Source organism: Xanthomonas sp. WCS2018Noco2-27 (assembly GCF_031843525.1).
GTDB lineage: Bacteria > Pseudomonadota > Gammaproteobacteria > Xanthomonadales > Xanthomonadaceae > Xanthomonas.
This window is the reverse complement of sequence record NZ_JAVTIK010000011.1, coordinates 66,798-87,138: the sequence shown is the minus strand read 5'-3', so window position 1 is coordinate 87,138 and position 20,341 is coordinate 66,798. Positions and strand designations below refer to the sequence as shown.

The window sequence follows — 20,341 nt, the reverse complement described above, 5'->3', positions numbered from 1 at the left end:
ACACGACGCTGCGTAACACGTGTTCAACATTGGTTGATGCGCGCCTGCGACGTTCTGACGCCGAATGCATTTGCGCTACGTGATTTGCCTTGGGCAACGAGCGGCAGACAACCTACTGCCGCGCCCGCTGCCCAACCAACGCGCCTGGCTTACGAATCAGCGCGACTCACGACGCGCAGTCTTTCTACGCGCTGGCAGTCGTCTGCACTCTCAATCGACCGGCATTGGCTCGCCAAAATTCCAAGCGGCCTCAGGCTGCCAGCGCGTCGGTGTTGCCGGCAATCTCGTCCACCTGCAGCACCTGTTCCATCTCCAGCAGCACCACGAAGCGCTCGCCCACCTTGCCCATGCCACGCAGCAGGTCGCGACGGATATGCGTACCGAACGCCGGCGCCGCTTCGATATCGTCATCGGCCAGTTCGATCACCGCGTTGACGGCGTCGACCAGCACGCCGATCACCTGCGTGCCCTGCGCCTGCTCGGTGGACAGAATCACGATACAGCTACGCTTGTTGATGGCGCTGTCGGCACGCCCGAGCCGTGCCTGCAGATCCACCACCGGCACCACCGCGCCGCGCAGATTGATCACGCCGCGCACGCACGCCGGCATCGACGGCACTGGCGTCGGCGTGCGGTACTGGATGATTTCGCGAATCCCAAGAATACTGGTGGCGAAGGTTTCGCCGTCCAGCTGAAAGGTGAGGTATTGGGCGGCTGCATCGGCATCGCCCGGCATGACATCGGAAGTCTGTGCGGTCATCGATCGATCTCTCAGAAGCGAGCGAACTGGCCTTCGTCCGGGCCCTCGGACATCGCATATGCCGGCGCTGCAGTGCCACGCCAACCGCGCGCACCTGCAACACGTGCCGGGCGTGCAGCGACCTGCTTGCCACGCTTGGGCAGCGTGCTCGCAGCGCCCTGCCCGCCCAGCCGGAAGAACGCCATGCTCTGTTGCAGCTGCTCGGCCTGCGCGCTCATTTCTTCGGCGGTGGCGGCCAGTTCTTCGGAGGCGCTGGCGTTCTGCTGGGTGGTCTGGCTCAGCTGCACCACCGCCGAGTTGATCTGGCTCACACCCGAGGATTGCTCTTCGGAAGCGGCGGAGATTTCCTGCACCAGATCCGAGGTGCGCTTGATGCTCGGCACGATGGTGTCGAGCAGGCGCCCGGCGCGGTCGGCCAGTTCGACGCTGGAACTGGCCACCTCGCCGATTTCCTGCGCGGCCACCTGGCTGCGTTCGGCGAGCTTGCGCACTTCGGCCGCCACCACTGCAAATCCCTTGCCATGCTCGCCGGCACGCGCCGCTTCGATGGCGGCATTGAGCGCGAGCAGATTGGTCTGATAGGCGATGTCGTCGATGATGCCGATCTTCTGCGCAATCTGCTTCATCGCCTGGGTGGTGGCCACCACCGCTTCGCCGCCTTCGATGGTTTCCTTTGCGGCCTGGGTGGCCATGCCGTCGGTGATGCGGGCGTTCTCGGTGTTCTGACTGATCGATGCCGTCATCTGCTCCAGCGAGGCGCTGGTTTCTTCCACGCCGGCCGCCTGTTCGCTGGCGGCCTGGGACAACGACTGCGCAGTGGCGCTGACTTCTTCGGACGCGCTGGCCAGGGTCTCGGCACTGGTATTCACCTCGCCCACCACCTGCGACAACTTCTGCACCATGGTGCGCATGGCTTCGAGCAACTGCGCGGTTTCGTCGCGACCGTGTACATCGATGCGCATGGTCAGATCGCCTTCCGACAGGCCATTGGCGACTGCAACCGCGCGACGGATCGGGCCGGTGACGCTGCGGCTGATCACCACCCCAAGCGCCGCGCCGAGCAACACACCGCCGCAAATGATGGCGATCAGCAATTTGGAACTGCGCGCATGGATGGCGCCGGTTTCTGCGTTGGCCGAGGCGGCGCTGCGCTCGCGCAGTCCGCTCAGATCGGTCATCAAGGTATCCACTTCATCCGAGCTGGCGCGCACCGCACGCGACAATGCAGCAAGTTCGGGATTGGCCTCGCGCAATGCTTCGCGATTGGCGGCTTCGATAAAGCGGCCGCGCTCATCCAGATAGGTCTGCCACGCACGATCGAACTGCGCCAGTTTGGTCTTGCCCTCTTCGGTCTGAAAGCTGCCGCGCGCACGGGTCATGTGATCGACCACCTTGGCGGTGTATTTGTCGATGTTCTGCACATGCGACTGGCGTTCTTCCGCGCTGCTGGCCAGCAACAGGTTGGCGCGTGCGCGGCCTGCGTAGATCAGATTGATGTTGGCTTCCTTGACGTTGGACAGGCCGAGCAACTCGCGCTCGTACAGCGAGGTCGACAGGTCGCTGATGCGTCCGGAGTTGGAATAGCCGACCCACCCGATGCACGCGCCGATCGCCGAGACGATCAGAAACGCCACGATCAGCCTGGTTCCGATTTTGAAGTTGCCTAACATTGGGGAGTTCTCTTTGAGTGCTGCGTGGGCTGCATGCGTTGCATGGGCAATCGACGGTGCTGCGCGTGCCGATCGCACGATGCGGACTCGTCTAACCAATCGTTGATAGCTATCGGCGCTGGCAAAACACGCTTGATATGCTTCGATCGGTACAGCGCCTATTCATGAGATTGGATATGCGGTTTTGTGACAGGTCCAGCGCTCCTGACCTGGCGCGTTCGGAAAAACCCTACCCCTGCTCTGCGGGATGTCCGGGACAGTCCGCAGAGACATCACGACCGGGCGGCTAGGCTGATGCCATGTCGCCCACGCCATTACCCCGCGCGTTCTACGCACACGATTCGCGAAAGGTTGCGCCGCGCCTGCTCAACAAGGTGCTGGTCAGTGCCGATGGCCGCCGCGGCCGCATCAGCGAGGTCGAGGCCTATTGCGGCAGCGACGATCCTGCCGCCCATTCGTTCCGTGGCATCACCCCGCGCACGCAGGTGATGTTCGGCGCACCCGGGCATCTGTATGTGTATTTCATCTATGGCATGCACTGGGCGATCAATGCAGTCTGCGGCGGTGCCCCCGGGCACGCCGTGCTGATCCGCGCGCTGCAGCCGCTCGCTGGCGTGCAGGCCATGCAGACGGCACGCGGCGCGGCACCGGCCAAGGCACTGACCACCGGCCCCGGCCGTCTGGCGCAGGCGTTCGGCGTCACTGCGGCCGACAACGGACTGGACCTGACCGATACTGGCGCACGTCTGTGGATCGAAGATGATGGCACCGCGCCGCCGGCGGTTGCGCTCGCGACGCCGCGCATCGGCATCCGCAAGGCCGTCGATCAGCCATGGCGCTGGGTGGTGCCCGACAGCGCCTATTTGTCGCGCCCGCTCCCGCGCGTGACCGGCACGCGTGCGGCGCTGCCAGGCGATTGAGCCAGCCATTGCTGCATCGGCGTCGGCTCGGCCGCACCTGGCCCGCGTTGCAGGAGGCGCAAGGCCTGCTCGGTGTGTTCGGCGGTGAGGTCCTGCAGCGGTTGGAAGCGATCGGCCGCCCACACCGCCATCGGCAGGCCGTCGAGCGATGCGACGCGATTGCCCGGCACCCGTGCCACGCGCTCGCCAGGCAGGATGCTGCCCAACAGATTGCTGGGGTCGCTTGCGCTCACGCATACCCAGCGCTGCTGCGGAGCCTGCGCGCGGACGCGGCGCAAGGCCGCGATCGCATCCGGCAAGGCAAACTGCTCGCCAGACAGGCCGGCGATGAAACGGCCGCCACGGATTTCGCCGCGCGCTTCCAGGCGTTGATACATGCGCAGTAGTTCGCGCCAGGGCGGCAACCACGCCGCCTCGCGCTCGAGCAAGCGCCAGCACACCACGCCGTAGCGGCGCAGCAGCGTGCGCGCGACGTGCTCAAGCATCTCTTGATGCCGCTCGCCGGCTTCGGCCAGCGGTAGCTCGGCAAGCGCACGCACCGGTGCCCATCGCCCGGCATCGCGTATGCCCAAAGCACTGGCACGACGCCGCTGCCGCGAGAGCGCCGACGGCCGCTTGGAGGCCGGCACCAGCAGCGCGCGCAGTCCGGCATAACTGTCGCAATGGGCACGGCCACGCATCACCAGTTCACTGAGGGCGTCTTCCAGCTCGGTGCTCATCAGGTGCGCGGCATCGGAAATCTCGTCGAAGAACAACGCACCCTGCTGCTGCAGGACCTCCACCACACGCTGCGCGCGCGACCCCAGCGGCGCATCGTCGACCGCACGTGCCAGGCCACTCCAGCGCTGCGCGTCGCGGCGCGGCAGCAGCACGATTGGGGTCGCCCGCAACGCGGCGCCGCTGCGTCCACCGCCCGGCCGCAAGCGCGCCCACACGGTGCGTCCGGCGGTGCATAAATCATCCAGCCAGGCGGGTTGATAGTCGCGCACACGCGCCGGTAGCACTTCGCTTTCCCACAGCACGGCCGGCGCTTCGAAGCCTTCCAGTTGCCCGACAACCCCCGCCAATGCGTCCGGTCCGGCAACCCGGCTCTCGCTGTCCACATGCTGCCACTCGAACAGAAAGCGCGCGTAATCGCGCTGCGACACCGGCTCGATCTCGCGCCGCAAGCGTCCCAGTGTGTAGCGATGGATGCGTGCCAGCAGATGGCGTTCGCACCATTCTTCCGACGGCGCATGCGCACTGAATTGGCCGGCCATGACATAGCCCTCGCGCTGCAATGCCAGCAATGCCAGCGCGATCTCGTCTTCGGGCAAGCGCAATGCGGCGGCCAAGGCCGACACTTGCGCCGGGCCCACTGCCGACAAGCGCCCGCGCAACAGCTCGCGCACCGCCCAGTCGCGCTCCCAGTCGGTCACACCACAGTCGGCCGGCGCTTTCAATGGCGGCTGCGCCGATGCGTGCGGATACAACGGCATGAACCAATCGATCCGCTCGGCGCTGATCCACAACGCAGGCGCGCCGTCCATCACCAGGCAACTGGCGCGGCCATCGGCGGCGAGTGCCGTCAACCACGGCTGCCACTGCGCACCGGCCATTTCATCGACCGGCAGCACGCCCAGACCGACCAGGGCCTCGTGCATCTCTTCGACATCGCGGGGCTGCGGCCAGGCTTCCTCACGCACCGACGCGATGGCCTGTGGGTCCAAGCGCCCCAGGTCGTCGCTGTTCTGCGGCGTGTAACGGCGGCTTTGCACCGCCTGGGTGCGGCGTTCTTCCAGCGGCGCATCGTCCAGAAATGCGTACGGCCGCGCATTCAAGGCTTCGGCCGCCAGCGGTGACGGCGCTGCCAGATCGCGCGCTACCAGGGTGATGGCACCCGATTCCAGCCCGCGCAACACCTGCAACCAGCCTTCGCTGTCCATCGCCTGATGCAGGCAATCGTCCAGCGTTTGCGTCACCAGCGGATGATCCGGCACCTCGCGCTCGCCAACCAGATTCTCCGCACAGGCCACCTGATCCGGGAACACGGTCGCCAATAGATCTTCGGATTTCATCCGCTGCAACTGCGGCGCCACCTTGTTGCCACCGGTGAAACGCGGCAGCGCCATTGCGTTGGTCGCATTCCAGCGCCAACGCACGCCGAACAGCGGCGCATCCAGCAGCGCCTGGATCAGCACATGCTCGGCCGACGACGAATGCAGATAACGGCCAACCTCTTCCAGCGCAAAACTGTGACTGGTAGACAGCGACAACACGATCGCATCTTCTGTCGCTGCGGCCTGCAATTCAAAATTGAAGGTGCGGCAGAAGCGCTTGCGCAATGCCAGCCCCCATGCGCGATTGATGCGGCTGCCGTAAGGCGAGTGGATCACCAATTGCGTGCCGCCGCTGCCATCGAAAAACCGTTCCATCACCACACACTGCTGCGTGGGCATGGCGCCCAGCGTTGCGCAGGCATGCGCCAGATAGTCCACCAGTTGCTGCGCCGCTTCTGCAGAGCAGCCCAGCGTGCTGCATAGCCAATCACGTGCTGCCTGATGCGGTGCGCTGTCGAGTCGGGCCGCAATCTCGCCGCGCAGGCGCGACACCGCTGCTGACAGCTCGTCGCTGCGGCCAGGCGCTTCGCCCAACCAGAACGGGATATTCGGCGGTGCGCCTTTGGCATCTTCCACGCGCACGCGCCCGGCATCCACGCGCAGGATGCGGTAGCTGGCATTGCCGAGCTGGAACACGTCGCCGGTGAGGCTTTCGACCGCAAAATCTTCGTTCACCGTGCCGATCTTTTCGGCCTGCGGCTCCAGCACCACGCTGTAATCGCCGGTTTCGGGAATGGTGCCGCCGGAAGTCAGCGCGGTCATGCGCGCACCGCGGCGCGCATGCAGCCGCCGATGCACCGCATCTCGATGCAGATACCCGGCACGCGGGCCAAGCCGGGTGCTGAAGCCCTCGCACAGCATGCGCACCACGCTATCGAAGGTGGCGCGGCTCAGCTGAGCGAACGGCCACGCGCGCCGCATCAGCGCAAACAGCGCATCTTCGTCCCAGTCCTCGCAGGCCGCTTCGGCCACGATCTGCTGCGCAAGCACATCCACCGGCGCCAAGGGGATACGCAGCGCATCCAGTTCGCCACGCCGGATGCTGTCCAGCAACGCCGCGCATTCAACCAGTTCGTCGCGGGTCTGCGGAAACAGCCGCGCCTTCGGCGTGCCGCCGACCTTGTGACCGGAGCGGCCGGCGCGTTGCAGGAAGGTGGCGATCGAGCGCGGCGAGCCGAGCTGGCACACTAGATCCACATCGCCGATATCCAGGCCCAGCTCCAGCGATGCGGTGGCCACCAGCACGGTGAGTTCGCCCGCCTTGAGCCGTTGTTCGGCCAGTAGACGCGTCTCGCGCGACAGACTGCCGTGATGCGCGGCAACGCGTTGCTTGCCCAACAAATCGCCCAGATGCCGCGCCGCACGCTCGGCCATCCGCCGCGTGTTGACGAACACCAGTGTGGTGCGATGCTGCTGCGCAAGCGTGGCCACGTCGGCATAGACCTGCAGCCATTGGTCGTTGGACATCACCACGCTCAACGGTGTGGGCGGCAGCGCCAACGCCAGATCGCGCTCACGCGTGTAGCCGATATCGACGATCTCGCAGGGCGGTGGCACGCCGTCTTCGCCAACGCCGACCAGAAACTGCGCGACGGTGTCGATCGGCTTCTGTGTTGCCGACAACCCCACCCGCGTGATCGGCCGCTCGGCCAGTCGCTGCAGCCGCTCCAAGGTCAGGCTCAGATGGCTGCCACGTTTGTCCGCCGCCACCGCATGGATTTCATCGACGATCACCGTGCGCACATGCCGCAACGCACTGCGCCCGGATGCCGAGCCCAGCAGCACGTACAACGACTCCGGCGTGGTCACCAGGATATGCGGCGGCACGCGCCGCGTCTGAGCCCGCTCGCGTTGTGGCGTGTCGCCAGTACGGACCGCCGTGCGCACCGCCACGTCCGGCAGGCCTTCGGCGGCCAGGGCCGCGCGGATGCCTTGCAACGGCGCGTCCAGATTGAGATGGATGTCGTTGGAGAGCGCCTTCAGGGGCGACACATACACCACCCGCGTTTGGTCAGGCAGCGCACCGCCGTTGTCCAGGCCGTCGCGGATCAGCGCATCGATCGCCGCAAAGAACGCGGTCAGCGTCTTGCCCGACCCGGTCGGCGCCGCCACCAGCGTATGCCGCCCTGCCTGGATCGCCGGCCACGCGGCGATCTGCGCCGGCGTGGGCGCAGCAAAGGTCCGCGCGAACCACGCGGCGACCACAGGATGGAAGTGCTGCAGAACAGGATGCATGGGCGATGCCCGACACCACGACGCCAACCGGCCGCCCGGCAATCGGATTCAACTCGACGAGAGTGCAATGGATGGGGGTCGGCAGCAGCCCACACAAGCCGGATGCGGCGTTGGCAGTGAACGATTTAGAGCGACTAGACAAGACTACTCCGCGACCATCAAACCGGTGCAGCCGCCAGGCGGGCACGCTCGGTGCCCGAAATCCTGTTTACCACGCTTGCACTCTGGTGCCCGTGTAACGTCCACGTCCGCTTCGCGGTTGCTCGCTACGTTGTGCTGGCCGCTCTTGGTACGAGCAAGCAAGGCTAAAGCGCTAGCATCCGACGGGCGCGGCCGGTGCTCGGGCTTTTATTTATCGCGCTTGCACTCTGGTGCCCGTGTACCGTCCGCGTCCGCTTCGCGGTGGCTCGCTACGTTGTGCTGGCCGCTCTTGGTACGAGCAAGCAAGGCTAAAGCGCGAGCACCCTACGGGCGCGGCCGGTGCTAGGACTCTTGTGTATCGCGCTTGCATTCTGGTGCCCGTGTACCGTCCATGTCCGCGTCGCAGCGGGTCGCTACGTTCTGATAGCAGCTTCCGGTGCGGCATGGCTGGGACCAGACTGCGGGGTGCGGGATTGGGAGCACCGCCGCTTGCTTGGCGATGATGGCGTCGCTGACGCAACGCTGCGGGCCGAGCGGACGATTGTCGATCGGCCGCAAGCCGTGGCACATTGGTGGCATGCCCAGCCTCATCCTCTTCATGATTGCCGGCGCCGCGCTGTTCGCGTTCTGGAACTCGTCGCGGGCCGCAGCCGAACGCGCCGATATCCTCGGCCGCAATGCCTGCCGTGCTGCGGATGTGCAGTGGCTGGACCAGAGCGTGCACTCCACCAATTTGCGCATCTGCAGGATGCCCAATGGATGGCTGGGCTTCGAGCGCACATTCCGCTTCGAGTATTCCTACGATGGCTCAGATCGCCACAGCGGCAAGCTGGTGCTGCGTGGCGATCAATTGATTGCCTTCACCGGGCCGCAGGTTGCAACGGTACGTGCGCTGCACCCGGAGCAAGAACGGCTGGAATGAGCAGGCTGCGTTGGCACCTGCCCTGGTGCCTTCGTCTTGCAGCTATCTGATTGATGCCTGATGCCAGCGAATAGCGGGTAACGTAACCTCGCGAGCAGTCGTCAGGTGGGTGCGGGCGGCGCGCTCAGAACCGGAGTGGACGGTTGGTCCCTGCCGTACCGAACGCCGGCCGCGCCCGCTTGGCGATGAACGCAGCACGTTGTTAGGCGCTATTCGTCGCAACTGTCGTCGTGCGTTGTCCTTGGCTCAGTCGATCAAGCGACGAACGGCAGACCTCCAGCCAGATCCGGCCATCGGAGCTGCCGCGCCATCCGGCACCGGCTCGTAACCGTCGCCCCTGCCGCTCAACCAGCGCAGCTGCTGCTTACCCTCGCGACGCAACTGTGCCTGTGCGAACAGGCAGAGCGGATGCTGTATGTCCGCCCGCTTCAACAGCCGCGACTTGCCACCCACTTCGATGCTGAGAAAGTGCGCTTCATCGGGCGTATCGACATAGCTGCGCGCCACAAGACAGCGCGCGCCTTGCGTGAAGCGATAGATGTCGTACTCGTAGTGGTAATCGACCGAGCCGGACGCATCCGGCTCACTGCAATCGACATGACGCGCGCGTTCCACCAGCATGGGAACGCCGCGGTCAGTCACCTTGCGCGCGCTTACTTGACCACGCGCAGATGCGGGCGCTTGCCACCGCTTGGCGGCTCATCCGGCGCAGGCGCGCTCGGCGGCGGAGCACCGGGATCCGGTGGCTCGCTGCTGGTGCCGGGAATGTCGTCCGGCAACGCCATGCCCTGCCCGGTTTCGCGCGCGTAGACCGCCAGTACGGCGGCCATCGGCACCATCACCGGGTAGCTGACGCCGCCGAAGCGCGCAGTAAAACTCACGCTCTCGTTGTCGACCTGCAGCCCGACCACGGCGCGCTCGGCGATGTTCAACACAACGCGGCCATCTTTGACAGCACTGGCCGGCACTTGCACGCCGGGCAGTCCTGCATCCACCAAAACGTGCGGCGTCATGCCGTTGTCGTTGATCCATTCGACCAAGGCCCGCAACAGGTACGGGCGATGGCTGGTCATGCGGGGGAAATCTTCGCTCATGACGTCATTTTACCCGGACATGGCCCGCAACGGCGGCGACGCGCTCGCAAGTCGGTCTGTTGGCATACAGCCGTCACATCAGCCCGGCAAATCACGCAGCTTCTTTTCCTGATCGGTGAGGCTGCGAATGAAACCGGGATTGCGGAAGATCCGGTTGCCGTAGTCCTCGATCGCCTTGCCATCCTTAGGCAGACCGATTTCCAATGCATCCAGTCGCCAGATGATCGGCGCCATCGCGCAATCGGCCAGACTCATTTCCGGATTGAGGAAGAACTTGCTGGCCTTGAACAGCGGCACCGATGCGGTGAGCAGTTCTTTCAACCGCTTGCGGCCGGCTTCGGCCTGGGTCTTGTTGCCGAGCTGGATCGCCTGCACCTGCGGCACCCAGTCGTGTTCGATACGCAACATCGCAAGACGCAGTCGCGCGCGCGACAGCGGGTCGACCGGCATCAGCGGCGGATGCGGATAGCGCTCGTCCAGATATTCGCTGACCACCGATGCGGCATACAACACCAGGTCACGTTCGACCAGCGTCGGCACCGAATGATAGGGATTGAGATCGATCAGATCTTCGGGAGGATTTTGCGGGTCGACCGGCACCAGGTCGTAGGTCACCCCTTTCGCTGCCAGGACCAGACGGACCCGGTGGCACAACACGTCGTCGTTGGACGAAAACAAAGTCAAGGTATTCCGCATACGCACACTCGTCGCCATTCAAGGCTCTCCGACGACCGGAATCCGCCGGCCGCATCGGCGCGGTCGGCCCAACGCCGACCGTCACCACGGTCCTTCGAGTGTGCAATCACGTCACGCAAAAGCCAAGAGTGATAGGCCTTATTAATGCACGGGTAGCCGATGACGTTGTCGAGCTGTCAGGCATGGCAGACGATTTGCGCCGTTTTGGCGGAGATCTCACTTTGCGGCGATGCGGTTCAGGCGCCGACAACAGCCGATGCGTGGCATTGCAGTCGATGCCCCCACCTGGATGCCACTTCGTGAAGACTGTGCCCCGCAGGGCATCGCGCCGCAGCGGCCAACGTTGCATTGGCAGAACCGCTGAGTTGTATGGCTTGGTGTGACCACTGGCTGACGCCGCTGCAGCATTGCGCAGGTTGCGCAGATCGCGTGGTGTATGCGGCTGCTATTGCCGGGGTGTGCTTTCGCTGTCGTGAGCGGAGCGACGCATTGCGGAATGCCTGCAGTGCGTGTTGTATCCGCGCAGATCTGCGCGCGTTATCGAGATCAACATCATCGTGCCAGCAACGATGGGTCGGTCGTGCATGCATCACGCGCTAGCCTGCCCTCACCCCAATCCCTCTCCCGTGGGTAGAGGGGCTTGAGCATATAGGTCAGTGTCCGCGCTTGGTACGTGCTTGAGGCATGCGCTTGGTGCAGGCATTAATCGGAGATTACGCCCCGATCAATGCACGTCCCTCAAGTCTCAATGCACATCCTTCCAGTATTCCGTCTTCAGCAAGTACGCGATGAAGGTGAGGAGCGCCAGGAACAGGATCACCCACACACCCATGCTCTGCCGCTTCAATGCGGCCGGTTCGCCGGCGTACTCGAGGAAGTTGGCGATATCGCGCACGGTCTGGTCGAACTCCACCGGGGTCTGACGTCCCGGCTGCCCAAGCTTCAGCGCCTCAACCGGTTTGTCGCCGGTGGCCTTGTCGGGCGGGCCGAATTGCGCCTGCTGCAGGCCTTGCAGCTCCCACAGCGGATTGGGCATGGACGCGTTGGGGAACAATTGATTGTTCCAGCCCAGCGGACGGGTCTGATCCAGATAAAACGACTTGAGGTAGGTGTACACCCAGTCGGTACCGCGTACGCGTGCGATCAAGGTCAGATCCGGCGGTGCCTTGCCGAACCACTTGGTGGCCGCATCGTGCGGCATTGTGCCTTCGATATGCTCGCCGACCTTGGCCCCGGTGAAGTTGAGATTGGCCATGACCTCGGCTTCGCTCAATCCCAGATCGCTGGCCATGCGCGAGTAGCGCAGGTACTTCAACGAGTGGCAGCCGGAGCAGTAGTTCATGAACAACTGCGCGCCGCGTTGCAGCGATGCGCGGTCGCCCAGATCGTTGCCCGCCTGCTGCACCTTCCCGCCTTCGGCCGCCATTGCGCCTGCGGCCAGGGTCAGGCCACACAGCAGTGCCGCCACGCGCGACTTCCATGACATCACGATGCGCTTAGTCATGGGTCGTCACCCGCTCCGGTACCGGCTTGGTCTTGTCCAGCCGCGTCCACACCGGCATGGTGATGAAGAAGGCGAAGTACAGGAAGGTAAGCACACGCCCCACATAGGTTTCGTGCGCATCGGTGCCGGGGCCGGAGCCGATCACGCCCAACCACACGAAGCACACCACCAGCACGCCCAGCGCCACCTTCGATATCCAGCCGCGATAGCGCACCGAGCGCACCTTGGCGCGATCCAGCCACGGCACCAGGAACAGGATGGCGATCGCCGAGAACATCACCAGCACGCCGCCGAGCTTGTTCGGTATCACGCGCAACATCGCGTAGTACGGCGTGTAGTACCAGACCGGCTTGATGTGCTCCGGCGTTACCAGCCGATTGGCCTCGGTAAAGTTGTCGTGCTCCAGAAACAGACCGCCGAACGCTGGCGCGAAGAAGATGATGAAGGCAGCAATTAGCAGCAAAAAGCCGACGCCAACCAGATCTTTCACCGTGTAATACGGGTGGAACGGGATGCCATCGGCGGGCTTGTGCGCATCCCAGCGATTGCCCTTCGGCCCCTTCTTGATATCCACGCCGTCGGGATTGTTGGAGCCCACTTCGTGCAGCGCGCCGATGTGCAGCACGATCAGCAGCAACAGCACCAGCGGCAGTGCGATCACGTGCAGCGCGAAGAAGCGGTTGAGGGTGGCATCGCCGGGCAGGTAATCGCCCATGATCCACTCCGTCAGCCCGTTGCCGATCACCGGGATGGCGCCGAACAACGAGATGATGACCTTCGCGCCCCAGAAAGACATCTGGCCCCATGGCAGCACGTAGCCCATGAAGGCTTCGGCCATCAGCACCAGGTAGATCAGCATGCCCAGAATCCACACCAGCTCGCGCGGCTTCTGGTAACTGCCGTACATCAACCCGCGGAACATGTGCAGATACACCACGATGAAGAACAACGAGGCGCCGGTGCTGTGCATGTAGCGGATCAGCCAGCCCCACTCCACGTCGCGCATGATGTATTCGACCGACGCGAATGCTTCGGCGGCGCTGGTCTTGTAGTGCATCGTCAGGAAGATGCCAGTGACGATCTGATTCACCAGCACCACGATGGCCAGCGAGCCGAAGTAGTACCAGAGGTTGAAGTTCTTCGGCGCGTAGTACTCGCTGATGTGCTTGCGGTACGTGGGCATCAGCCCGGGCGCGCGTTCGTTGACCCACTCGAACACACCGTTGGCGGTACGAACCAGGATATTGCTCATCAGGCAGCCCCCGTGCTTTTGGTCGACGGACCTGCACCATCCGGATCGACGCCGATCACCAGGGTGTTGTCGTCCACATAGTGATGCGGGGGCACCAGCAGATTGATCGGTGCGGGCACGCCGTCGAAAACGCGGCCGGACATGTCGAAACGCGATTTGTGGCAGGGGCAGAAGTAGCCACCCTTCCACTGCGGGTCGTAGGGCTCGGGCCGGATTTCGGCCACCATTTCCGGTGAGCACCCCAGATGCGTGCACAACCCGACCAGCACCGAGATATCGGACTTGATCGAGCGGTACTCGGGGTTCTTCAGCACGTACTCGGGCTGTTGGTCCTTGTTCTCGGACTTGGGGTCCTTGAGCCGGTCGTCCAACGACGGCAATGCATCAAGCATTGCCTTGGAGCGCTTGACGATCCAGATCGGCTGACCGCGCCATTCCAGGACCAGCCGTTGCCCTTCCTGCAAGGCGCTGATGTCGGCGGTCACCGGTGCACCTGCCAATTTGGCGCGCGCACTGGGATTCCACGACTTCACGAATGGAACTGCAACAAATCCTGCTCCGACCGCACCGACCACGGCCGTCGTCGCGGTCAAAAACCGACGACGCCCGATATCAGCAGGTGCGTTAACCCCATCGTTGGCCATCCGGCTCTCCGATCTTAATTAGGTAGCGTGAGGCTGCCAACGGCTGGCGGGGGGTCCAGCCGCGATGAATCGACCGCAGTGTAGCGGAACGCTTAATGCACAGACAATGCAATGTACGCAGTCGGGCATGTGCGATGCAATGGCCGATGTGCGCGGTCGCCTGTCGTGGTGCCTGCGAAGCGCGATAACCCAAGCGATGGTTGTGACGCAGTGCGCGCAGACGGCGCATCGGTGCGAGGGCGCGATGAGGCAGCGGAGGCATCGCTGCGCGTGTGCAGCACTGGCGACCATGCGAACGGCAAGGCCTCATTGAGTCACCACCTCAGCGCTGCCTGCATCTGCACGTGCTGGGGCGCAGCGCATTGCTCAGTTGGCGGTTGCGCTCTGACCACGATAGCGGCCGGCCAGCAGGCCGACGCGTTGCACGTAGCGCTGGGTCTCGCTGTAGGGCGGCACGCCACCGTAGCGGTCCACGGCACCCTCGCCGGCGTTGTAACCCGCGGCTGCCAGGGTGAGGTCGCCATTGAAGCGCTTCAGCAACCACGAAAGGTATTGCACGCCACCGCGAATATTTTGCGATGCGTCATAGGCATCGTTGACGCCGAAGCGGCGTGCGGTACCCGGCATCAATTGCATCAGTCCCTGCGCACCGGCGCGACTGAGCGCCAACGGGTTATAGGCCGACTCGGCATGGATGATGGCCCGCACGATGGCTTCTTCGACCCCGAACTCGCGCGCCGCGGACGCGATCTCCTGCTGATAGGCCGCAGTGTTGAGCCGGATTGCGCCGAAGTTGACGCCCGGCTTGGCGCCGCAGGCGTAACAGGTCTCGATGAAGCTGTAGTGGATGGTGCGCAGCCCTTCGATGCTGGCCACTTGGCGCGGACGTGCGCTGGTGTAATGGCGCACGCCGTCCTTCATATACGAATAGACCTGCCCGCTGACCACGCGGCGCGGGTTGACCGCGGCGGCCGGCGCGGCGGCCGGCATGATCGATGTCGCACGCTCTGCCACCGGCAGCGCACGCGGCGCCGCCACAGCGGCCTCGGCCGCGCGCCGTGGTGGCGGGCTGATGATCGTGGCGGGCGCGCCACTGTCGATACTGGCGATGGGACGGGCCAGACCGCTGGACACTGCCGACGCCGGGTACATAGGCGAAGGCGAAGATGGCGGACGGCGGGCCGAGCGGTCGGGGGTATAGCTACTGATGACGCTACAGGTGGCGCCGCTCTGGCGCTTGCTCAGGTAGCTGGTGATGCCGTCGCCGCTGACGCACTTGTATAGCGTGCCGGCGCTGACCGGCGCAGCCGACAACGTGACAAGCAATAGCCCTAGCAATCTTGACATCCCCTTCATGCGGCGGAGTGTCCCAGCTTGCCCCGGGCTTGCCAAGAGGCGGCAATGCTCAGGCCGACGGCCGGTGCAGTCGTGTCCGCAATGCATCCAGCGCATCGACCAGCGGCTGCCGCAGGGCGTCCGGCGCAATCGCCTCGAATGGCAGCTCCAGCAACAGCAGATTGGCGGCAAGCGCCGGCATGCTCGGCGCGCCCAGCCCAAGCCAGCAATGGCCTGCCCCGTCTGCCTCCAGCGCGCCCAGCCAGGGTGGAACCTGCGCGGCCAACGCCTCCAGCGTCCCGGACAGGCGCACCCTCACCCGACAGGGGAACGGCGCTTCGCCGATGGCGTTGCGCAGCAACTGCAGCGGCTCCTCCGGTAGCGCACGTGCGCCGAACCGGGCCCCGGTAAAGACCGCCAGATCGATGCGATCTGCGCGCAGCGTGCGCCAATCCTGGCGTTCGCAATCCCAGGCCAGCAGGTACCAGCGCCGACCGTAGTTGACCAACAGCGCTGGCTCGACGCAGCGGGTGATGGCCACGCCGGAGTGACGTCGATAGTCCAGCTGCAGCGTGTTGCGGTCGCGGCAGGCGCCGGCAAGCTGCGCCAGCAAGGCCGCATCCACCAGGGTGCCCGCCTCGGCAATCGGCATGCTCGCCATGGCAGCGTGTGCGGCGCTGGCGCGTTGACCGCTCCGGCGCGGCAGCAGCGGGTCCAGCTTCGCCAGCACGCGGGCCGCTGCCGCATCCATGCCAGCGATGGCCGGGGCGGCCGCGCGTAGGGCGATCGCCACGGTCAGGGCCTCTTCTTCTTCGAACAGCAGCGGCAAGGCCGCCGCACCCTGCCCCAGCCGGTAACCGCCACCGGATCCCGGCGCCGCATGCACCGGATAGCCAAGCTCGCGCAGTCGCTCGATATCGCGCCGCAGGCTGCGCGGGTGCACCTCCAGGCGCTCGGCCAGTGCAGCGCCCGGCCAGCTGCGGCCACCTTGCAGCAAGGAAAGCAGTCGCAACAGACGGGCAGCGGTCGAAGCCATGGCGAGACGGTATTGCGGACAGAAACTGTCCGCAAGGCCCCTTTAGGATTGTCATATCAGCAATGACCTCGAACCCACCTCACCACTAGCTGCTCTCAAGGAACCCACCATGTCCGCCGACCGCCACATCACCCTGTTCCACAATCCCCGCTCACGCTCACGCGGTGTCCTGGTGCTGCTGGAAGAGCTGGGCGCCAGCTACAGCCTGCAGATCATCGATCTGGAAAAGGAGCAGCAGCTTGCGCCGGAGTTCCTCGCGATCAACCCGATGGGCAAGATCCCGACGATCGTGCACGGCGACAGCGTGGTCACCGAACAAGGCGCCATCTATCAGTACCTGGCCGAGCTCTACCCGGAAGCCGGCCTGTCGCCTGCGCCGGGCGACGCCGACCGCGGTGCCTACCTCCGCTGGTTGGCGTTCTATGGCGCGGCATTCGAACCGGCAATCGTCGACCTTGCGCTCAAGCGCTCGCCCCCACCGCGCTCGCTCTCGCCCTATGCCGACTCCGACACCGTACTGAACGTGGTCTACGCACAGCTGGCGCAAGGCGACTACCTGCTGGGCACGCGCTGCAGCGCAGCCGACGTGCTATGGGGCGGCGCATTGGCATGGATGGTGCAATTCGGCATGATCGACCCGCCGGCCCCGACCCGCGCCTATATCGCACGCATGACCGAGCGCCCGGCAGTCTCGCGCGCAACCGGCGTCGACGCGCAGGCAGCAAGCTAGGAGCGCAAGCGCTGCCGTGAGCGGGTAAACTGTGCGGCTATCTCACCCGCCTGGAATAAGCGCCATGCCCGGGACATCTGTTTCCGATCTGTCCGCGGCCACCGCCGTGGACGCACCTGCCCTGCTGCCGTTGCCGGTCGCCCGCCCTGCGGCACCCGCCGTGGTGCGTGGCAAGCTGTACATCAAGACTCACGGTTGCCAGATGAACGAGTACGACTCGGCCAAGATGGCCGACGTTCTCGCAGCCTCCGAAGGGCTGGAGCTGACCGACAACCCCGAAGACGCCGACGTGGTGCTGGTCAACACCTGCTCCATCCGCGAAAAGGCGCAGGAAAAGGTGTTCAGCCAATTGGGCCGCTGGCGCTTGCTCAAGGAAAACCGCGCCAAGGCCGGCGGCACGCCGGTGATCATCGGCGTGGGCGGCTGCGTGGCATCGCAGGAAGGCGAAGCCATCGTCAAGCGCGCGCCGTATGTGGATCTGGTGTTCGGGCCGCAGACCCTGCATCGCCTGCCGGAACTGATCCGTGCACGGCGCCAATCCGGCAAGTCACAAGTGGACATCAGCTTCCCGGAAATCGAGAAGTTCGATCGCCTGCCCGAACCGCGCGCCGATGGTCCATCGGCGTTCGTATCGATCATGGAAGGTTGCTCCAAGTACTGCTCGTTCTGCGTGGTGCCCTACACGCGCGGCGAAGAAGTCAGCCGCCCGTTTGAAGACGTGCTGGTGGAAGTGGCGCAACTGGCGGCGCAAGGCGTGCGCGAGATCAATCTGCTCGGCCAGAACGTCAACGCGTATCGCGGCGCGTATGGCGCCGATGCCGGCGAGGCGGCGCAGTACGCCGATCTGGGCCTGTTGATCCGCACCATCGCGCAGATCGAGGGCATTGGCCGCATCCGCTTCACCACCTCGCATCCGCTGGAGTTTTCCGATTCGCTGGTGGATGCGTATCGCGACGTGCCGCAGCTGGCCAACTATCTGCATCTGCCGGTGCAGGCAGGCAGCGACCGCATTCTGTCGGCGATGAAGCGCGGTTACACCGCGCTGGAATTCAAGTCCAAGATCCGCAAGCTGCGTGCGGTGCGCCCGGATATTTCGATCAGCTCGGACTTCATCGTCGGCTTTCCCGGCGAGACCGAAGCGGATTTTGAAAAGACCATGAAGTTGATCGAAGACGTCGGCTTCGATCAGAGCTTTTCGTTCGTATATTCGCGTCGCCCCGGCACGCCGGCTGCGGACCTGGAAGACGACACGCCCGATGCGGTCAAGCAGGCGCGTTTGGCGCGCTTGCAGGCACATATCAGCGCGCATGCGGCGACCATCTCGCAGTCCATGGTCGGCAGCGTGCAGCGGGTGCTGGTGGAGGGCCCATCGCGCCGCGATCCGAACGAGCTGACCGGCAAGAGCGAGAACATGCGACCGGTGAATTTCCCCGGTAATCCGCGCCTGATCGGGCAGTTTGTGGATGTGTTGATCACCGAGGCGATGAGCAATTCGCTACGTGGTCGCATCCAACTGGACGACAGCACCAGCTGACATACGCGCCGCAGTTGTGCGGCGCTGCGTCGAGACAGTCTTTGCAGCGAACACACATCGCGCATGCGCTGCACGCGTGATGCCGTGTCGGCACACCACTGCTGAAAGATCGATGCAAGCTGCCAGCCGTCTTGCCTGCTGGCGCGTGTGCTGGATTAGGCGGCGCACGTGCTGTCGCGCGTGACTCCTGCTTCGCCTCGACGCAGTGGACTCGCTGTTTAAGCTGCTCGTGGGCGATGCGCGAGATGCATAGCCACGTTGCCGGAGGCGATGCCGCTACCTACTCGCGCATCCGGCGATGCGCCGCAGAGCGGCCACATTGCTGAACGCAGCATTTCACCGCATCCGCTACAGTGGTCAAAATTTCACCACACCGCTGCAACACCTTGCAGCACAAGGCGTGGTGACACTTACCCACAGGCTTTGCCGAATTCGATCCACACCGCATGTGGACAACCTCACAGGCACTGGTGATTTTTTCACCACATAGCTCTCAGACCTTGTGCCAGTAAGGCTGACGCAATCTATCCACAGGTTAGTGATGCGTGACTCCACAGCGCTTGTGGAAAACTGCCTGCACGCGCGGCGGCTGTCGCTGGCGCCGCCTGTTTGTTGGTGGGATCACATGCTGCGCGCTACCCTCATCTGCCGCCCTACCGACGCCGCACGCGCGCTGTCCGACCCCACCATGAACTCACCTGCCTACCGCGATTTCACCCTGGAACCCGACGACACCGAGCGTCTGGCCAATCTGGCCGGCCCGTTCGACGCGCACCTGCGCCAGATCGAACTAAAACTTGGCGTCGAGATCGCCAACCGCGGCAACATCTTCCGTATCACCGGCCCGGAGCCGGCAGTCACCGCCGCGCAGACGCTGTTGACTGCGCTGTATGACGAAGCCGCCTCGACCACCTTCGATAACCATGCGATCCACTTGCGCTTGACCGACGCCAATGTCGAGCATGTGGCAGACCGTGCTTACCAGGCGCAGGACGTGGCGATCAAGGTCAAGCGCGGTACCGTGCGCGGCCGCGGCGCCAACCAGGCCAAGTACCTGCATGCGATCGCCACGCACGACATCAACTTCGGCATCGGCCCGGCCGGCACCGGCAAGACCTTCCTGGCAGTGGCCAGCGCGGTGGAAGCCTTGAACGAATCGCGCGTGCAGCGGCTGATCCTTGTGCGCCCAGCGGTGGAGGCCGGCGAAAAGCTCGGCTTCCTGCCAGGCGACCTCAGCCAGAAGGTGGACCCGTATCTGCGCCCGCTGTACGACGCGCTGTACGAGATGCTGGGTGTGGAAAAGGTGGTCAAACTGCTGGAAAAGAACGTCATCGAAATCGCCCCGCTGGCCTATATGCGCGGCCGCACGCTCAACGATGCCTACGTGATCCTGGACGAGGCGCAGAACACCACCATCGAACAGATGAAGATGTTCCTGACCCGCCTGGGCTTTGGATCTACTGCCGTGGTCACTGGAGACCTGACCCAGATCGACCTGCCCAAGCACGTCAAATCCGGCCTGCGCGATGCGATCGAGGTGCTGCACGATGTGGAAGGCGCCAGCTTCACGTTCTTCGAAGCACGCGACGTGGTGCGGCATCCGTTGGTGGCGCGTATTGTCAAGGCTTATGAAAAGCGCGACCTAGTCGAAAAGCCTGCCGAACCTGCAGCATGACGGTGTAACGATGGCGCCCTGCTAAGCGGGGCTTGGTGCAAATTCAGGACAAGCCAGAAACTGCGGAAATTCTCGGCGTGGCCATCGTGCCGCC

The 20,341-nt window shown here is 64.5% G+C and carries 16 protein-coding genes and 1 other RNA gene; 5 read left to right on the top strand and 12 right to left on the bottom strand.

What is annotated here, in order from left to right; all coding sequences use genetic code 11:
• Positions 1 to 250 precede the first annotated feature (250 nt).
• Together RQH86_RS16825 and RQH86_RS16820 are read right to left on the bottom strand one after the other, a co-directional pair.
• Positions 251 to 760 carry a chemotaxis protein CheW gene (locus RQH86_RS16825; RefSeq protein ID WP_115513196.1) on the bottom strand — a complete coding sequence of 170 codons (510 nt, stop codon included), beginning with the start codon at positions 758 to 760 and terminating at the stop codon, positions 251 to 253.
• An 11-nt stretch (positions 761 to 771) separates the two neighbouring features.
• Positions 772 to 2,430 carry a methyl-accepting chemotaxis protein gene (locus RQH86_RS16820; RefSeq protein ID WP_311238621.1) on the bottom strand — a complete coding sequence of 553 codons (1,659 nt, stop codon included), beginning with the start codon at positions 2,428 to 2,430 and terminating at the stop codon, positions 772 to 774.
• A 299-nt stretch (positions 2,431 to 2,729) separates the two neighbouring features.
• Between RQH86_RS16820 and RQH86_RS16815 the strand changes: the two genes are divergently transcribed.
• On the top strand, positions 2,730 to 3,350 hold the full coding sequence (locus RQH86_RS16815) for a DNA-3-methyladenine glycosylase (RefSeq protein WP_311238622.1): 621 nt from the start codon (positions 2,730 to 2,732) through the stop codon (positions 3,348 to 3,350).
• Here the strand turns inward: RQH86_RS16815 and RQH86_RS16810 are convergent.
• Positions 3,290 to 7,684, bottom strand: a complete 4,395-nt coding sequence (locus tag RQH86_RS16810) for a DEAD/DEAH box helicase (RefSeq protein ID WP_311238623.1) — start codon at positions 7,682 to 7,684, stop codon at positions 3,290 to 3,292. The genes RQH86_RS16815 and RQH86_RS16810 overlap by 61 nt on opposite strands.
• A gap of 682 nt (positions 7,685 to 8,366) precedes the next feature.
• Between RQH86_RS16810 and RQH86_RS16805 the strand changes: the two genes are divergently transcribed.
• Complete coding sequence (locus tag RQH86_RS16805) at positions 8,367 to 8,747, top strand: DUF3301 domain-containing protein (RefSeq protein ID WP_311238624.1); 381 nt, start codon at positions 8,367 to 8,369, stop codon at positions 8,745 to 8,747.
• Between the two features lie 75 nt (positions 8,748 to 8,822).
• Here RQH86_RS16805 and RQH86_RS16800 read toward each other — a convergent pair.
• From RQH86_RS16800 to RQH86_RS16760, 9 genes are all read right to left on the bottom strand, one after another.
• Positions 8,823 to 8,899, bottom strand: a non-coding RNA gene (locus RQH86_RS16800) — sX9 sRNA.
• Between the two features lie 94 nt (positions 8,900 to 8,993).
• On the bottom strand, positions 8,994 to 9,368 hold the full coding sequence (locus tag RQH86_RS16795; protein WP_311238625.1) for a hypothetical protein: 375 nt from the start codon (positions 9,366 to 9,368) through the stop codon (positions 8,994 to 8,996).
• Positions 9,369 to 9,400: 32 nt separating this feature from the next.
• Positions 9,401 to 9,841 (bottom strand): ClpXP protease specificity-enhancing factor, encoded by a 441-nt coding sequence (locus RQH86_RS16790; protein ID WP_115513199.1) that lies wholly within the window; start codon positions 9,839 to 9,841, stop codon positions 9,401 to 9,403.
• A 78-nt stretch (positions 9,842 to 9,919) separates the two neighbouring features.
• A complete protein-coding gene (locus RQH86_RS16785; protein ID WP_024939278.1) occupies positions 9,920 to 10,555 on the bottom strand; it encodes a glutathione S-transferase N-terminal domain-containing protein in 636 nt (211 codons plus the stop codon).
• A gap of 727 nt (positions 10,556 to 11,282) precedes the next feature.
• Positions 11,283 to 12,041, bottom strand: coding sequence for a cytochrome c1 (locus RQH86_RS16780; RefSeq protein ID WP_055851883.1), 759 nt, complete (start codon positions 12,039 to 12,041; stop codon positions 11,283 to 11,285).
• The gene (locus RQH86_RS16775; RefSeq protein ID WP_055851880.1) at positions 12,034 to 13,293 is read right to left on the bottom strand and encodes a cytochrome bc complex cytochrome b subunit; all 1,260 of its coding nucleotides are present in this window, start codon (positions 13,291 to 13,293) and stop codon (positions 12,034 to 12,036) included. Before RQH86_RS16775 ends, RQH86_RS16780 begins: the two co-directional genes overlap by 8 nt.
• Positions 13,293 to 13,937, bottom strand: a complete 645-nt coding sequence (petA, locus tag RQH86_RS16770; protein WP_055851876.1) for a ubiquinol-cytochrome c reductase iron-sulfur subunit — start codon at positions 13,935 to 13,937, stop codon at positions 13,293 to 13,295. The genes RQH86_RS16775 and petA overlap by 1 nt, the downstream gene beginning before the upstream one ends.
• 366 nt (positions 13,938 to 14,303) lie before the next feature.
• Positions 14,304 to 15,293, bottom strand: coding sequence for a lytic transglycosylase domain-containing protein (locus tag RQH86_RS16765; RefSeq protein ID WP_311238626.1), 990 nt, complete (start codon positions 15,291 to 15,293; stop codon positions 14,304 to 14,306).
• Positions 15,294 to 15,342: 49 nt separating this feature from the next.
• Positions 15,343 to 16,308: a WYL domain-containing protein gene (locus RQH86_RS16760; protein WP_311238627.1), complete on the bottom strand. Its 966-nt coding sequence runs from the start codon at positions 16,306 to 16,308 to the stop codon at positions 15,343 to 15,345.
• 109 nt (positions 16,309 to 16,417) lie between these two features.
• On the opposite strand from RQH86_RS16760, the gene RQH86_RS16755 reads away from it, so the two are divergent.
• The 3 genes from RQH86_RS16755 to RQH86_RS16745 all read left to right on the top strand — a co-directional run bounded on the left by RQH86_RS16755 (position 16,418) and on the right by RQH86_RS16745 (position 20,247).
• Positions 16,418 to 17,038: a glutathione S-transferase family protein gene (locus RQH86_RS16755; protein WP_311238628.1), complete on the top strand. Its 621-nt coding sequence runs from the start codon at positions 16,418 to 16,420 to the stop codon at positions 17,036 to 17,038.
• Between the two features lie 64 nt (positions 17,039 to 17,102).
• Positions 17,103 to 18,572 (top strand): tRNA (N6-isopentenyl adenosine(37)-C2)-methylthiotransferase MiaB, encoded by a 1,470-nt coding sequence (gene miaB, locus RQH86_RS16750; RefSeq protein ID WP_115527957.1) that lies wholly within the window; start codon positions 17,103 to 17,105, stop codon positions 18,570 to 18,572.
• Positions 18,573 to 19,260: 688 nt separating this feature from the next.
• Entirely contained in the window at positions 19,261 to 20,247 is a 987-nt protein-coding gene (locus RQH86_RS16745; protein ID WP_055852306.1) for a PhoH family protein, read from the top strand.
• Positions 20,248 to 20,341: the final 94 nt, after the last annotated feature.

Coding starts and splice junctions, on each gene's coding strand:
- RQH86_RS16745 (WP_055852306.1), top strand. CDS start 19,261: ATGAACTCACCTGCCTACCGCGATTTCACCCTGGAACCCGACGACACC.
- RQH86_RS16825 (WP_115513196.1), bottom strand. CDS start 760: ATGACCGCACAGACTTCCGATGTCATGCCGGGCGATGCCGATGCAGCC.
- RQH86_RS16795 (WP_311238625.1), bottom strand. CDS start 9,368: ATGCTGGTGGAACGCGCGCGTCATGTCGATTGCAGTGAGCCGGATGCG.
- petA (WP_055851876.1), bottom strand. CDS start 13,937: ATGGCCAACGATGGGGTTAACGCACCTGCTGATATCGGGCGTCGTCGG.
- RQH86_RS16810 (WP_311238623.1), bottom strand. CDS start 7,684: ATGCATCCTGTTCTGCAGCACTTCCATCCTGTGGTCGCCGCGTGGTTC.
- RQH86_RS16815 (WP_311238622.1), top strand. CDS start 2,730: ATGTCGCCCACGCCATTACCCCGCGCGTTCTACGCACACGATTCGCGA.
- miaB (WP_115527957.1), top strand. CDS start 17,103: ATGCCCGGGACATCTGTTTCCGATCTGTCCGCGGCCACCGCCGTGGAC.
- RQH86_RS16765 (WP_311238626.1), bottom strand. CDS start 15,293: ATGAAGGGGATGTCAAGATTGCTAGGGCTATTGCTTGTCACGTTGTCG.
- RQH86_RS16755 (WP_311238628.1), top strand. CDS start 16,418: ATGTCCGCCGACCGCCACATCACCCTGTTCCACAATCCCCGCTCACGC.
- RQH86_RS16780 (WP_055851883.1), bottom strand. CDS start 12,041: ATGACTAAGCGCATCGTGATGTCATGGAAGTCGCGCGTGGCGGCACTG.
- RQH86_RS16785 (WP_024939278.1), bottom strand. CDS start 10,555: ATGGCGACGAGTGTGCGTATGCGGAATACCTTGACTTTGTTTTCGTCC.
- RQH86_RS16820 (WP_311238621.1), bottom strand. CDS start 2,430: ATGTTAGGCAACTTCAAAATCGGAACCAGGCTGATCGTGGCGTTTCTG.
- RQH86_RS16775 (WP_055851880.1), bottom strand. CDS start 13,293: ATGAGCAATATCCTGGTTCGTACCGCCAACGGTGTGTTCGAGTGGGTC.
- RQH86_RS16760 (WP_311238627.1), bottom strand. CDS start 16,308: ATGGCTTCGACCGCTGCCCGTCTGTTGCGACTGCTTTCCTTGCTGCAA.
- RQH86_RS16790 (WP_115513199.1), bottom strand. CDS start 9,841: ATGAGCGAAGATTTCCCCCGCATGACCAGCCATCGCCCGTACCTGTTG.